The sequence below is a fragment of the Marinactinospora endophytica genome (genome assembly GCF_054780875.1).
This window is the reverse complement of the sequence record NZ_BAAGVM010000008.1, coordinates 184,121-196,763: the sequence shown is the minus strand read 5'-3', so window position 1 is coordinate 196,763 and position 12,643 is coordinate 184,121. Positions and strand designations below refer to the sequence as shown.

Here is a 12,643-nt window from a genome sequence, read left to right as displayed (position 1 = left end):
CCCGAAGCAGCCGGAAACGACTACTTGAGGGTGACCGTGGCGCCGGCGCCCTCCAGGGCGGCCTTGGCCTTCTCCGCGGTCTCCTTGTTGACGCCCTCGAGCAGCGGCTTCGGAGCGTTGTCGACCAGGTCCTTGGCCTCCTTCAGGCCCAGGCTCGTGAGGCCACGGACCTCCTTGATGACCTGGATCTTCTTGTCGCCGGCGGCCTCGAGGATGACGTCGAACTCGTCCTTCTCCTCCTCGGCGGCGGCCGGAGCACCCGGGGCGCCCGCGGCGGCCACGGCCACGGCCGGGGCGGCGGCGGTGACGTCGAACTTCTCCTCGAACTTCTTCACGAAGTCGGAGAGCTCGAGAAGGGTCATCTCTTCGAAAGCGCCGAGCAGCTCTTCGGTGCTGAGCTTCGCCATGATTGGGGTCTCTCTTTCTCTTCCAGCGCGGACGCCTGTTGGCACCGCACCGAGTCTTTGCCGGCGACGGCCCGTGCCGCCCGCCGGTTGTTCGGGTTCTTAGGCTTCCGCTCGCTTGTCGTGCAGTGCCTGGGCCAGGCGCACGGTCTTGGACGGCAGCGCCTGGAACAGCGCGGCGGCCTGACCCTGCTTGGCCTTGAGCGCACCGGCCAGCTTCGAGAGCAGAACCTCGCGGGACTCGAGATCGGCCAGCTGGTTGATCTCGTCGGGGGTCATCGGCTTACCGTCGATGACACCGCCCTTGATCACCAGCGGCGAGTTCGCCTTCGAGAAGTCACGCAGGCCCTTGGCGGCCTCGACCACATCGCCCCGGACGAAGGCGATGGCGGAGGGACCCTCGAACAGGTCGAGAACCTGCTCGTCGAGGCCGGCCTCCTTAGCCGAGATCTTGCTCAGCGTGTTCTTCACGACGCGGAAACGCGCGTTCTGGCCGAGGCTACGGCGCAGCTCGGTCAGCTGCGCCACAGTGAGCCCACGGTATTCGGTCAGCACGGCGCCCTGGGAGCTACGGAATTCCTCCGTGAGCTCCGCGACGGCGGCTGCCTTATCCGGCCTCGCCATGGGACTCCTTCCAACAGTGAACACCGGTTAAGGAGCCAGGCGAACGGGGAGCAGGCGCATGAAAAAACGCCCCGGCGCAGGCGCGCGGGGCGTGGGGAACACGTGTACCCGTCACGGGGCACACGGCCACAGCTCGCATCTCACCTGCGCAGGCCGCCCATTCGCATGGGACCTTAGGTCACCCGACGGGTGACGACCGGCGGTCTTCGGCAATTACCAATGTTAAGCGATGACCGCGAATGGGCAAAACCAGGAATGCCGGGGCTCTCTGCGGGGAGCCCCGGCACCACCGCGCCCTTTCGCGGCCGGTAGGCGAAGGGGCGCCCCGGCCCGAGGACCGGGGCGCCCGCCTCACCCGGGGTCGAACTAGGCGGCGGCCGTAACGCGCGTCACGTTGGGGTCGACCGGGATGCCCGGGCCCATCGTGGTGGTCACGGTCGCCTTCTTGATGTAGCGACCCTTCGCCGCGGACGGCTTGAGCCGCAGCACCTCCTCCAGGGCGGCGGCGTAGTTCTCGACGAGCTGCTGCTCGCTGAAGGACGCCTTGCCGATGATGAAGTGGAGGTTGCCGTGGCGGTCGACACGGAACTCGATCTTGCCGCCCTTGATGTCGCTGACGGCCTTGGCGACGTCGGGGGTGACGGTGCCGGTCTTGGGGTTCGGCATGAGACCACGCGGACCGAGGACGCGGCCGAGGCGACCGACCTTGCCCATCAGGTCCGGGGTCGCGACGACGGCGTCGAAGTCGAGGAAGCCCTTCTGGATCTCCTCGACCAGGTCGTCGTCACCGACGAAGTCGGCGCCCGCCGCGCGGGCCTGCTCGGCACGCTCACCGGTGGCGAAGACCAGGACCCGAGCGGTCTTGCCGGTGCCGTGCGGCAGGTTGACGGTGCCGCGGACCATCTGGTCGGCCTTGCGCGGGTCGACACCGAGACGCAGGGCGACCTCGACGGTCGGGTCGAACTTGACGCTGACGGTCTCCTTGGCCAGCTTCACGGCCTCGGCCGGCGCGTAGAGCCGGTCGCGGTCCACCAGCTCACTGGCCTTGCGGTAGTTCTTGCTGCGCTTCACTGAAAACTCCTGTCAGGGGCTCTGTGGTGTGGGCCAGCGCCTGGCCCTGCCACGGATGTTCTCGGCCGAAGAGGGTCAGCCCGTGACCTCGATGCCCATGGAACGGGCGGTGCCGGCGATGATCTTCTCGGCGGCGTCGAGGTCGTCGGTGTTGAGGTCGGGCAGCTTGGTCTGCGCGATCTCACGCACCTGGTCGCGGCTGATGGAACCGGCGACGGTGCGGCTCGGGTCCGTGCTGCCCTTCTCCTGGCCGATCGCCTTGAGGATCAGCTTCGGCGCCGGCGGGGTCTTGGTGACGAACGTGAACGTGCGGTCCTCGTAGATGGTGATCTCTACGGGGATGACGTTGCCGCGCTGGGACTCCGTGGCAGCGTTGTACTGCTTGCAGAAGTCCATGATGTTCACGCCGTGCGGACCAAGAGCGGTACCGACGGGCGGAGCCGGGGTGGCCTGGCCAGCCGGAAGCTGGACCTTGACCAGGGCGGCGATTTTCTTCTTCGGAGGCATTTCGGGTCCTTTGCCTGATTGCGAATTGCGTTGGTCCCTGCCGGCCCGCGCGGAGGCGGGCTCCGTCACGCTCGCGCGAGCGCGGCGGCCTCAAGTGGGATCGCCCCCGGTGTACGGGGGCGGCGTGACCCGCCGGGACCCGAGCGGATCGCGAATAAGCCCCGCCGGGGCGGGGCGTGACGGGCCCGTCCTCGGGACGGGCCCGTCCAGTCTACGCGCCGGATCAGATCTTCGAGACCTGGTTGAACGCGAGCTCCACCGGGGTCTCGCGGCCGAAGATCGACACGAGCACCTTGAGCTTCTGGGTGTCGGGGTTGATCTCGCTCACCGTGGCGGGCAGCGTCGCGAACGGGCCCTCCATGACGGTGACGGACTCACCGATCTCGTAGGCGACGTCGGAGCGGGTCTCCGTCTCCTTCTTCTTCGCCTGCTCGGTCTCCTGCTCCGGCTCCGGGGCCAGGAGGTCGGCGACCTCCTGGATGCTCAACGGAGCGGGGCGGTTGGACAGTCCGACGAAACCGGTGACGCCCGGCGTGTTACGGACCGCGGCCCAGGACTCGTCGGTGAGGTCCATCCGGACGAGGACGTAGCCGGGCAGCACCTTCTCGGTGACCTGCTGCCGCTTGCCGCTCTTGACCTCGGTGACCTCCTGCGTGGGCACCTCGACCTGGAAGATGTACTCCTCCATGTTGAGCGACTGGGTGCGGCTCTCGATGTTGGCCTTGACCCGGTTCTCGTACCCCGCGTAGGTGTGCACCACGTACCAGTCGCCCGGCAGCATGCGGAGCTCGATCTTGAACTCCTCGACGGGGTCGAGCTTGGGAGCAGCGTCCTCCTCGGACCCGCCCTCGGCCGGCGTCACCTCGTCGGCGGCGTCGGAGGACTCGGCGGTCTCCGCCTGCTCGGTTCGCGGACCGGTCTCTTCCGCCGACGACTGATCCCGCTCCTCGTTGGGGAGGTCGTCAGAGGTCAGTGGGGACTCGGACACGGCTGCTCTTTCTCTCGTCGGGTACGCGCTCTCGGCTGCGCGGAGGCAGCCGATATGGCCAGCTTACGGTCTCGATCGACATGACGGGACCACCGCACCCACAAAGGTCACCGCGCGGTCCGAGCGCTCTTAGGAGGGGCTGCCGACAGTCCCGTAGAGCCAGGTGACGGCCTCGCCGAAACCGAAGTCCAGCAGCGAGATGTAACCGACCAGGATGAGGACGAACACGATGACGACGATCGTGTAGGTGATCAGCTCGCGGCGCGTAGGCCAGCGAACCTTGCGGAGTTCGCCGACGACCTGCTTGGTGAAGGTCACCGGACCGGTACGACGCTTGCGCTCCTTCTCGGGCTTGGCGTCGGCGTCAGTCTGTGTCACCTGAGGTCCTTAGAGGGTCGACGGGGCAACTGGTGCTTCCTGGCGGACGGCAACAGCCGGGCGCCGATCTTCTCGACTGCGCTCCTTCGGAACGTTCTTGCAGGGCAGGAGGGACTCGAACCCCCAACCGCCGGTTTTGGAGACCGGTGCTCTACCAATTGAGCCACTGCCCTTGGGTACCGCTTGGTTCCCACCATAGCCGGTTCCGGTTCCAGGCGCGCGTGGAAATCACCACCCCTTGGTCCCGTCCACCGGTCTATCGGCGGCATGAGTCTATGCCCTATCGGCCCGAAGGACCAACCCGCGGCCCTCGCCGCGGCGCCACGCGGCGGTTGTTCCCCCTTCGGGGGAGACCACCGGGAGCACGCATGGAACCATGGGGGCATGACTGACCGACCTCGTATCTCCGCACGTATCGGCGGCATCTCCGAGTCAGCGACCCTGGCCGTGGACGCGAAGGCCAAGGCCATGAAGGCCGCGGGCCGACCCGTCATCGGGTTCGGCGCCGGGGAGCCCGACTTCCCCACGCCCGACTACATCGTCGAGGCGGCGGCGCAGGCGTGTCGGGAGCCGCGTTTCCACCGCTACACCCCGGCCGGCGGCCTGCCCGAGCTGAAGGAGGCGATCGCGGCCAAGACGCTGCGCGACTCCGGTTACCAGGTCGAGCCGAGCCAGGTCCTGGTGACCAACGGCGGCAAGCAGGCCATCTACGAGGCGTTCGCCACGTTGCTCGACCCGGGCGACGAGGTCATCGTCATCGCCCCGTACTGGACCACCTACCCCGAGTCCATCAAGCTCGCCGGCGGTGTCCCGGTCTACGTCGTCACCGACGAGACCAGCGGTTACCTCGCCACCGTCGAGCAGCTGGAGGCGGCGCGCACCGAGCGCACCAAGGTCCTGCTGTTCGTCTCCCCCTCCAACCCCACCGGCGCGGTCTACTCCCCGGAGCAGGTCCGCGAGATCGGCCGCTGGGCCGCGGCCAACGACCTGTGGGTCCTCACCGACGAGATCTACGAGCACCTGGTCTACGGGGACGCGCGCTTCACCTCGATGCCGGTCGAGGTGCCCGAGCTCGCCGACCGGACGGTCGTCGTCAACGGTGTCGCCAAGACCTACGCGATGACCGGTTGGCGCGTGGGCTGGATCGTGGGCCCCAAGGACGTCGTCAAGGCCGCGGGCAACCTCCAGTCCCACGCCACGTCCAACGTGGCCAACGTGTCCCAGGTCGCCGCGCTCGCCGCGGTCTCGGGGGACCTCAGCGCCGTCGACGAGATGCGGACGGCCTTCGACCGCCGCCGGCGCACGATCGTGCGGATGCTCAACGAGATCCCCGGTGTCGTGTGCCCCGAGCCCCAGGGCGCCTTCTACGCCTACCCCTCGGTCAAGGGCGTGCTCGGCCGGGAGATCCGGGGCAGGCGCCCGCAGAGCTCCGGCGAGCTGGCCGAGCTCATCTTGGAGCAGGCCGAGGTGGCGGTCGTCCCCGGCGAGGCGTTCGGCACCCCCGGCTACCTGCGGCTGTCCTACGCGCTGGGCGACGCCGACCTCGCCGAGGGGGTCGGCCGCATCGCCAAGCTGCTGAGTGAGGCGCAGTAGGCTCCGGCCTCTCGGTCCGCCCCGGCCCCCGAGCGGGTGCCGGGGCGGACATGTTTTTGCCCACAGCGGCGACCACGCGGCCCGGCATGGGGCAGAGTTGGGACATGGAACGCCCGATCTCCCAACTCCCCAAGGCACACCTTCACCTGCACTTCACCGGCTCGATGCGGCACTCCACCCTGGTGGAGCTCGCCGACCGTCACGGGGTGCACCTGCCCCACGCGCTCGTCGAGGAGTGGCCGCCCCGGCTGCGGGCGACCGACGAGCGCGGCTGGTTCCGCTTCCAGCGGCTCTACGACATCGCGCGTTCGGTGCTGCGGACCCCCGAGGACCTGTACCGGTTGTTGCGCGAGGCCGCCGAGGACGAGCGGGCGGCGGGGTCGGGCTGGCTGGAGATCCAGGTCGACCCCAGCGGGTACGCCTCCCGCTTCGACGGGCTCACCGCCACCCTGGAGCTGATCCTCGACGCCGCCGGCGTCGCCGAGGCCGAGACCGGGGTGGGCGTGGGGATCGTGGTGGCCGCCAACCGGACGAAGCACCCGTTGGACGCCAAGGCGCTGGCCCGCCTGGCCACCCAGTACGCCGGGCGCGGGGTCGTCGGCTTCGGCCTGAACAACGACGAGCGGCGCGGACGCGCTCTCGACTTCGAGGGCGCGTTCCGCATCGCGCGGCGCAGCGGGCTGCTGTCGGTGCCCCACGGGGGCGAGTTGATGGGCCCGCGCAGCGTCCAGGAGTGTCTCGACGTGCTCGACGCCGACCGGATCGGGCACGGTGTCCGCGCCATCGAGGACCCCCACCTGGTCGAGCGCATCGCGACCCAGGGCGTGACCCTGGAGGTCTGCCCGAGCTCCAACGCGGGCCTGGGGGTGGTGGACGACGTGGCCCAGGTGCCGCTGCGCCGGCTCTTCGACAACGGGGTCCCGATCGCGCTGGGGACCGACGACCCGCTGTTGTTCGGTCCCCGTCTGGCCGCCCAGTACGAGACCGCCCGCGAGGTGTTCGGGTTCGACGACCGCGAGCTGGCGGAGTTGGCGCGCATGTCGATCCGGGGCTCGGCGGCCCCCGAGGGGCGTAAGAAGGAGCTGCTCGCCGGGGTCGACGCCTGGCTGGCCACCCCTGTGGGCGCCTGACCCTCCCGCGCCGCCCGCTGGAGCGGGGTCAGGCGGCCAGGGCCAGCATGCGCACCCCCTGGATGGTCATCGCCGCGCCGGCGACGAAGAACAACAGGGCCGCGCCGATCTGGATGGCCCGCTCGGGCAGCCGCTTGCCCAGCGCGGCGCCGAGCGCGATCGCCACCGCGTCGGCGGCGACCATGCCGACGGTCGAGCCGATCCACACCGGCAGCCAGTCGTGCTGGGTGCCGACGGTGATGGTGGCGAGCATGGTCTTGTCCCCGAGCTCGGCGACGAAGAAGACCACGCAGACGGTGATGAACCCCGACCTGATGCGGCGGGACGCCGCGCGTTCCTCGTCCTTGTCCGTGAGCTCGTCCCCGCGCAGCGTCCACAGCCCGAAGACGATGAACGCGATCCCCGCGATGAGGGTCACCCAGTCGGTGGGGATCGCGAGACCGAGCACCTCGGCGATGAGGACGCTGAGTCCGTGCACCACGACCGTGGCCGCCGTGATCCCGAGCAGGACCGTGACGACCCGATAGCGGGTCGCGAGGGACATCGCGACGAGTTGGGTCTTATCACCCATTTCAGCGAGAAAAACGACTCCCGCGCCAACGGTGAGTGCTGTGAGAAACTCCACGGAGGTCTTCCACCCTTCAACTTGAGGACCGGGCAGAAGCGAAAGGCGGACGCCACACTTCGGCCCGGCATCACCTGCCGGGCCGAAGGTCTCGTCCGCCTGGAGTTCGAGGCTCGCGCGACCGGGCCAGCTGGATGACCAGGGCCAGTGTGTCGACCACGCGAATTGAGGACTACTCCCCTTCGACGAATTCCACTTTACCAGGGAATTGGCGAGGGGCAATTTCTCGGTTCGCCGAGGAATTCTCGAAAGCCGTCCGAATAAAAGAGTTCGGCGCCCCTAAGAAAAAAGAACGGCATTCCGCCGTCCGGTCGGACCGGGTCCGACCGGACGGCGCGGGCTCACAGCGCGACGCCCACCATCACCGGTTCGTTGACCAGCGTGACGCCGAACGCCTCGGCCACCCCCGCGCGGACCTCACGCGCCAGCGCCAGCAGGTCCTCGGTCCTGGCGCCGCCCCGGTTGGTCAGCGCGAGCGTGTGCTTGGTGGAGATCCGGGCCGGACCTGCGCCGTATCCCTTGCCGAACCCCGCGCGGTCGATCAGCCAGGCCGCGGAGGTCTTGGTCCGGCCGTCGGGAGCGGGGTAGGCCGGGGGCTCCGCCTCCGGCCCCAGACGGTCGGCGACCCGCTTGCGGAACTCGGTGAACTCCGCGGGGGAGAGGATCGGGTTGGTGAAGAACGAGCCCGCGCTTCGCGTGTCGGGGTCGGCGGGGTCGATGACCATCCCCTTCCCCCGGCGCAGCTCCAAGACCGCGGCCCGCGCATCGGCCAGCGGGACCCGGTCGCCGGCCTCGACGCCGAGCCTGCGGGCGAGCTCCGCGTAGCGGATCGGCCGGCTCAGCTCCGATCGGGTCAGGGCGAACACGACTTCGCAGACGACATAGCGGTCGTCCCCCTTGAACACGCTGTCGCGGTAGGCGAACTCGCACTCCGCGTTGGTCAGCGTGCGCGTGGCGCCGAGCTCGCGGTCGTAGACGACCACCTCGGCGATCGTCTGGCTGACCTCCTGGCCGTAGGCGCCCACGTTCTGGATCGGGGTGGAGCCGACCCGGCCCGGGATGCCCGAAAGGCACTCGATCCCGCTGAGCCCGTCCTCGACGCAGCGCCGGACCAGGGGCTCCCACTCGACACCGGCGGCGGCCCGGACCCGCACGGTCGCGGCCTCCTCGCCGTCCGCGGCCGGCTCGACGGCGACACCACGGGAGTCGACGTGGACGACGGTCCCGGCGAACCCCTCGTCGGCGACGACGAGGTTGCTGCCGCCGCCCAGGACGAGCAACGGCTCACCGGCCGCGTCGGCCTCGCTCACCGCTTCGATCAGCGCGTCGGTGTCGCCGACGGTGAGGAACGTCGCGGCGGGGCCGCCGAGGCCCAGCGTGGTGTAGCCGGCCAGCGGGACGTTACGGGCGGGGACAACAGGCACGGGACACCTCTGGGTGGGACGAAGTGCCCGCGGCGGCCGAGGACACCGCGGGCGGATCGATGCGGACGCGGTCAGGCCAGGCGGACGACGGCGGTGGAGCGGGCCAGGACCTTGACACCGCCCGAACGCGCGGTGATGGCGATGACCACCTGGTTGTCCCCGCGCTTCTCGGTGACCTTGCCGCTGACGACGATCTCGGCGCCCTGGTCGTCGTCGGGCACCACCACGGGGGCGGAGAAGCGGACGCCGTACTCGACGATGGCGCCGGGGTCGCCCACCCAGTCGGTGACCAGGCGGCCCGCCTCGGCCATCGTGAGCATGCCGTGCGCGATCACCCCGGGCAGCCCCACCGACTTGGCGACGCGCTCGTTCCAGTGGATGACGTTGAAGTCGCCGGAGGCGCCCGCGTAGCGGATGAGGTCGAGTCGCCGGACCGGATAGGTCTGCTCGGGCAGTTCCGTGCCGACTTCGACGTCGTCGTAGCGAACGGTGGTGGTCATGGCGCGATCCCCTACTTCTCCCCCTGCGCGGCACCGCCACGCACAACCAGCATGTTGACCGACGTGACGACGTGCTCGCCCGCGAGGGTGGAGATCTCGCTCTCCAGGGTGATGAGCTCGTTGCCGCCGAGGACCTTGATGTCGGAGATGGTGGTGACCGTGGTGACCACGTCACCGGCCTGGAGGGGACGGCTGTAGCGGAACCGCTGGTCGCCGTGGACCACCATCGAGAAGTCGAGCCGCAGTTCAGGATCGGTGACGGCCTGTCCGGCCGCCTCCATGCCCATGATGATCGGGAACGTGGGGGGCGCGATGACGTCGGCGTAGCCGGCGGCCTTCGCCTCGGCCGTGTCCCGGTACACCGGGTTGGGATCCTGGATCGCGTCGGCGAACTCCCGGATCTTCCCACGTGTCACCTCGTAGGGTTCCGGGGACCGATACACCCGCCCCAGGAGGTCGCGGTTGATCGCCATGGACGTCCTTTCCGGCTGCGTCGTCTCGTCGTGCCCGGTCACGCGGCCGGGGCACCCCCAACACAGTAGTAGCCCAGTGAGCCTGAAACGCTCACTGGGCTACGTGATGCCTAGGGGCACTGCCGTTCTGCCGGGCGGCCACGCCATCCGTCCCGTCCGGGACGGAGAGACCTAGCGGGTCTCCTTGTGCTCGCGGTGGGAGCGGCAGTTCGGGCAGTACTTCTTCAGCTCAAGACGGTCGGGGGTGTTCCGACGGTTCTTGCGCGTGATGTAGTTACGGTGCTTGCACTCCTGGCAGGCCAGGGTGATCTTCGGCCTCACGTCGGTGGCAGCCACGTTGGAGTGCCTTTCTGCTGAACGACATTCGAACACTGAAAAAGACCCGCGGTGACCCCTGAACGAGTCAGGGGTCGCGCAGGTAGTAGCGGAGGCCGGACTTGAACCGACGACACAGCGATTATGAGCCGCTTGCTCTACCGACTGAGCTACTCCGCCAAGAGCCGGGAAACCGGACAACCATCAGGATACCGGAACCCGATCAGACCGGCGAATGGGACCACCGCCGGCCACCCACCTGAGTGGACCGGATCTCGTCAAGTGGTAGAGCCCCTTTACGGAATCGAACCGTAGACCTTCTCCTTACCATGGAGACGCTCTGCCGACTGAGCTAAAGGGGCACGCTCCTGCGGCTTCCCCCCTCTGCGGGGTTCCGCCCTTCGCGTTGGTCATGACTATACAGGGGTTTCGGGGTGCAGTGCCAAATCGGCGGCCCACGCCCCCTCCACCCGCCCCTCACACCCCCACTGAGCTGGCCTCATCCGCGATCCACACGTTCGACATCGCGTCGCGCTGGATGGTCCGGATCATGGCGGGCAGCCCGAGCCTGCGCAGCGCGTCGGGCAGCCGGGTGTCATGGGTGAAGACGATGAGCTGGCGATGACGCCCCACTTCCGCGAGGACCGCCGACAGCCCCTCCACGGTCTCGGTGTCCATCGCCTGCACCGGGTCGTCGAGGACGAGGAAACCGAAGGGGTTGCCCGGGGCGAGCGTGCGCGGCAGGCAGATCGACAGGGCCAGCGCCTGGAACTCTCCCTGGCTGAGCAGCCCCGGGGAGGTGCCCGACACATCGGCGCCGTCGACGGCGACGTCCACGGCCACGCGGCGTTGGGCACCCCTGCCCACCAGGCGCAGCGCCTCAAGGTCGATGTGACGCTCCTGCCGGAGCCGGCGCCAGACCCGTTCGGCGTGCGCGGCGAGCGGCCGCAGCCGTTCCTCGCGCAGCGCGCGGGCGGTCGCGGCGAACCACTCGAGCGCCCGCGCCGCCGGTCCCAGGGTCTCGCGCGCCTTCACCGCCTCACGCGCGTCGTCGGTCCAGGCCGCGAGCTGTTCGGCCAGCGCGGCCCAGCCGTCGGAGGGGTCGTTGAGCCGCTCCGTGGCGGCCTTGCGGGCGGCGATCGCCGTGGAGCGCAACCGCCGCCCCGTCTCCTCGATGTGGGTGGCCAGCTCGCCGAGGTCGGTGATGGCGGCCCCGGCCGCCCAGTCGGCCCAGACGCGCCCCAGATCGCTCTCAGGCGGCAGCCAGGAGGGCGGCGGGGCCATGAGGAAGCGGGCCTGGTCCCGGGCCGCCTCCGCGCGTTCGTAGGCCGCCGAGGCGCTGGCCGCCACCGGTTCCAGCGACGCGATCTGCGCGCGGGCGCGGTCCGCCCAGTCGGGACCCAGCGCCCCGCCGGTGCCGCAGGCCGGGCAGTCGCGCTCGGCCGGATGACGCCGGTGGTGTTCCAACGCCTGGTTCAGCAGCTCCACGAGGCCGCGCGCCCGCGCCCCCTTGCTGTCGGCGACCATCGCGAGTTCCATGGCCGCGCCGCGCAGCTCGTTGACCACGTCGGTCATGAGACCGCGCTCGGGGACCGCGAGACGGCGCAGCCGCCGCAGCACGACCTCCTGGGCGGGGTCGGCGGGCCCGTCGTCCGCCGCGATCGAGGCGAGACGGTCGAGGTCGATCGAGGAGGACCCGATGATCTCCAGGGCGCGCCGGGCACGCGGGTCGGCGCTTCCGTTCAGCTGCTCGACCAGGTAGGGCAGGTCGCGGCCGGGGCGGCTCTCCTGTTTGGCCAGCCGGTCGCACGCCTTGGCCAGCCGCCGCTCGGCCTCGGCCAGTTCGGTCAGGCCCAGCAGCGCGGTGAGGGTGTCGTAGAGCTCGGCCGCGCGCCCGGTGACGGTCCGGCCGAGCTCGTCGTAGGACAGGAAGGGGCGGTAGCGGACGAGCTCCTCACCCCACCCCAGGTCCCCGAGCCGAACGGTCTCGCCCGAGGGCAGGACGACCCGACCGCGCGCCGAACGCACGCTGTCGCCCGTCCAGGTGCGCGTGACCCGGGTCGGGTGCTCCTCCCCCGACAGGTACAGGTCGACGCTGACCTCGGTGCGGTCGTCGAAGTGGAGGTTGCGCCAGCCGTCGCGCCACGCCGTGGGCATCGCGTCCCACCGCAGGTTGCGGCCGGTGAGGGCGGCCTCGATCGCCTCGGCGAAGCTGGACTTGCCCGAACCGTTGCGCCCGACGATGACGGTCAGGCCGGGCCCCGGTGGGAACTCCAGCGCGGAGGAGCGGCCGATGCCGCGAAAACCCTGGACCTCGACCCTGCCCAGGAACCCGCGCCGCGGGCGGTTCCCGGCCGGAGCGGGACCGCCCGGATCGGGGACCTCGATCTGCTCGCCCCGGGTCCGGGCGGCCAGCGCCTCGTCCCCGAGCAGGGCCGCGACGACCCACTGCCGGGCCTCGTGGTCGAGCCCCGAGTGGGCGAGACGCTCTCGGAGCGAGGCCTCGGGGCCGGCCCCGCTCTCCCGCCACCGTGGAGCCCGTCCGGTGAACGCTGTATCGGCCGACGTCACGGTCGTCACCACACCCGCTCCGTATCTCGACTTCGTCTTT

The 12,643-nt window shown here is 70.0% G+C and carries 14 protein-coding genes and 3 tRNA genes; 2 read left to right on the top strand and 15 right to left on the bottom strand.

What is annotated here, in order from left to right; all coding sequences use genetic code 11:
* Positions 1-20: 20 nt before the first annotated feature.
* The 7 genes from rplL to ACYVHU_RS16715 form a co-directional block, all read right to left on the bottom strand.
* The gene (rplL, locus tag ACYVHU_RS16745; protein WP_432937098.1) at positions 21-407 is read right to left on the bottom strand and encodes a 50S ribosomal protein L7/L12; all 387 of its coding nucleotides are present in this window, start codon (positions 405-407) and stop codon (positions 21-23) included.
* A gap of 99 nt (positions 408-506) precedes the next feature.
* Entirely contained in the window at positions 507-1,028 is a 522-nt protein-coding gene (rplJ, locus tag ACYVHU_RS16740; protein WP_078763246.1) for a 50S ribosomal protein L10, read from the bottom strand.
* Between the two features lie 366 nt (positions 1,029-1,394).
* Positions 1,395-2,099 carry a 50S ribosomal protein L1 gene (rplA, locus tag ACYVHU_RS16735; protein ID WP_078763245.1) on the bottom strand — a complete coding sequence of 235 codons (705 nt, stop codon included), beginning with the start codon at positions 2,097-2,099 and terminating at the stop codon, positions 1,395-1,397.
* Between the two features lie 75 nt (positions 2,100-2,174).
* Complete coding sequence (rplK, locus tag ACYVHU_RS16730; protein WP_078763244.1) at positions 2,175-2,606, bottom strand: 50S ribosomal protein L11; 432 nt, start codon at positions 2,604-2,606, stop codon at positions 2,175-2,177.
* A gap of 223 nt (positions 2,607-2,829) precedes the next feature.
* The gene (gene nusG / locus ACYVHU_RS16725) at positions 2,830-3,594 is read right to left on the bottom strand and encodes a transcription termination/antitermination protein NusG (RefSeq protein WP_078763243.1); all 765 of its coding nucleotides are present in this window, start codon (positions 3,592-3,594) and stop codon (positions 2,830-2,832) included.
* A 129-nt stretch (positions 3,595-3,723) separates the two neighbouring features.
* Entirely contained in the window at positions 3,724-3,972 is a 249-nt protein-coding gene (gene secE, locus ACYVHU_RS16720) for a preprotein translocase subunit SecE (protein ID WP_078763242.1), read from the bottom strand.
* 100 nt (positions 3,973-4,072) lie between these two features.
* Positions 4,073-4,145: transfer RNA gene (locus tag ACYVHU_RS16715), tRNA-Trp, on the bottom strand.
* Positions 4,146-4,356: 211 nt separating this feature from the next.
* On the opposite strand from ACYVHU_RS16715, the gene ACYVHU_RS16710 reads away from it, so the two are divergent.
* Together ACYVHU_RS16710 and ACYVHU_RS16705 are read left to right on the top strand one after the other, a co-directional pair.
* Positions 4,357-5,565, top strand: coding sequence for a pyridoxal phosphate-dependent aminotransferase (locus ACYVHU_RS16710; RefSeq protein ID WP_078763241.1), 1,209 nt, complete (start codon positions 4,357-4,359; stop codon positions 5,563-5,565).
* Between the two features lie 104 nt (positions 5,566-5,669).
* Positions 5,670-6,695 (top strand): adenosine deaminase, encoded by a 1,026-nt coding sequence (locus ACYVHU_RS16705; protein WP_078763240.1) that lies wholly within the window; start codon positions 5,670-5,672, stop codon positions 6,693-6,695.
* A gap of 28 nt (positions 6,696-6,723) precedes the next feature.
* Here the strand turns inward: ACYVHU_RS16705 and ACYVHU_RS16700 are convergent, their stop codons facing one another.
* The 8 genes from ACYVHU_RS16700 to ACYVHU_RS16665 form a co-directional block, all read right to left on the bottom strand.
* The gene (locus ACYVHU_RS16700) at positions 6,724-7,320 is read right to left on the bottom strand and encodes a TMEM165/GDT1 family protein (RefSeq protein WP_078763239.1); all 597 of its coding nucleotides are present in this window, start codon (positions 7,318-7,320) and stop codon (positions 6,724-6,726) included.
* Positions 7,321-7,661: 341 nt separating this feature from the next.
* On the bottom strand, positions 7,662-8,744 hold the full coding sequence (locus tag ACYVHU_RS16695) for a UDP-N-acetylmuramate dehydrogenase (protein WP_078763238.1): 1,083 nt from the start codon (positions 8,742-8,744) through the stop codon (positions 7,662-7,664).
* 71 nt (positions 8,745-8,815) lie between these two features.
* Complete coding sequence (locus ACYVHU_RS16690) at positions 8,816-9,244, bottom strand: MaoC family dehydratase (protein WP_078763237.1); 429 nt, start codon at positions 9,242-9,244, stop codon at positions 8,816-8,818.
* 11 nt (positions 9,245-9,255) lie between these two features.
* Positions 9,256-9,717 carry a MaoC family dehydratase N-terminal domain-containing protein gene (locus tag ACYVHU_RS16685; RefSeq protein ID WP_078763236.1) on the bottom strand — a complete coding sequence of 154 codons (462 nt, stop codon included), beginning with the start codon at positions 9,715-9,717 and terminating at the stop codon, positions 9,256-9,258.
* Positions 9,718-9,888: 171 nt separating this feature from the next.
* Complete coding sequence (gene rpmG / locus ACYVHU_RS16680; protein ID WP_159457292.1) at positions 9,889-10,053, bottom strand: 50S ribosomal protein L33; 165 nt, start codon at positions 10,051-10,053, stop codon at positions 9,889-9,891.
* A gap of 86 nt (positions 10,054-10,139) precedes the next feature.
* Positions 10,140-10,212, bottom strand: a tRNA-Met gene (locus tag ACYVHU_RS16675).
* Positions 10,213-10,321: 109 nt separating this feature from the next.
* Positions 10,322-10,394 (bottom strand) — tRNA-Thr (locus tag ACYVHU_RS16670).
* A gap of 115 nt (positions 10,395-10,509) precedes the next feature.
* On the bottom strand, positions 10,510-12,615 hold the full coding sequence (locus ACYVHU_RS16665) for an AAA family ATPase (RefSeq protein ID WP_078763234.1): 2,106 nt from the start codon (positions 12,613-12,615) through the stop codon (positions 10,510-10,512).
* Positions 12,616-12,643: the final 28 nt, after the last annotated feature.

Excerpts from the sequence above, each read along its gene's own strand:
- rplK (WP_078763244.1), bottom strand. The coding sequence starts at position 2,606 with ATGCCTCCGAAGAAGAAAATCGCCGCCCTGGTCAAGGTCCAGCTTCCG.
- ACYVHU_RS16710 (WP_078763241.1), top strand. The coding sequence starts at position 4,357 with ATGACTGACCGACCTCGTATCTCCGCACGTATCGGCGGCATCTCCGAG.
- ACYVHU_RS16705 (WP_078763240.1), top strand. The coding sequence starts at position 5,670 with ATGGAACGCCCGATCTCCCAACTCCCCAAGGCACACCTTCACCTGCAC.
- ACYVHU_RS16690 (WP_078763237.1), bottom strand. The coding sequence starts at position 9,244 with ATGACCACCACCGTTCGCTACGACGACGTCGAAGTCGGCACGGAACTG.
- rplL (WP_432937098.1), bottom strand. The coding sequence starts at position 407 with ATGGCGAAGCTCAGCACCGAAGAGCTGCTCGGCGCTTTCGAAGAGATG.
- ACYVHU_RS16685 (WP_078763236.1), bottom strand. The coding sequence starts at position 9,717 with ATGGCGATCAACCGCGACCTCCTGGGGCGGGTGTATCGGTCCCCGGAA.
- rplJ (WP_078763246.1), bottom strand. The coding sequence starts at position 1,028 with ATGGCGAGGCCGGATAAGGCAGCCGCCGTCGCGGAGCTCACGGAGGAA.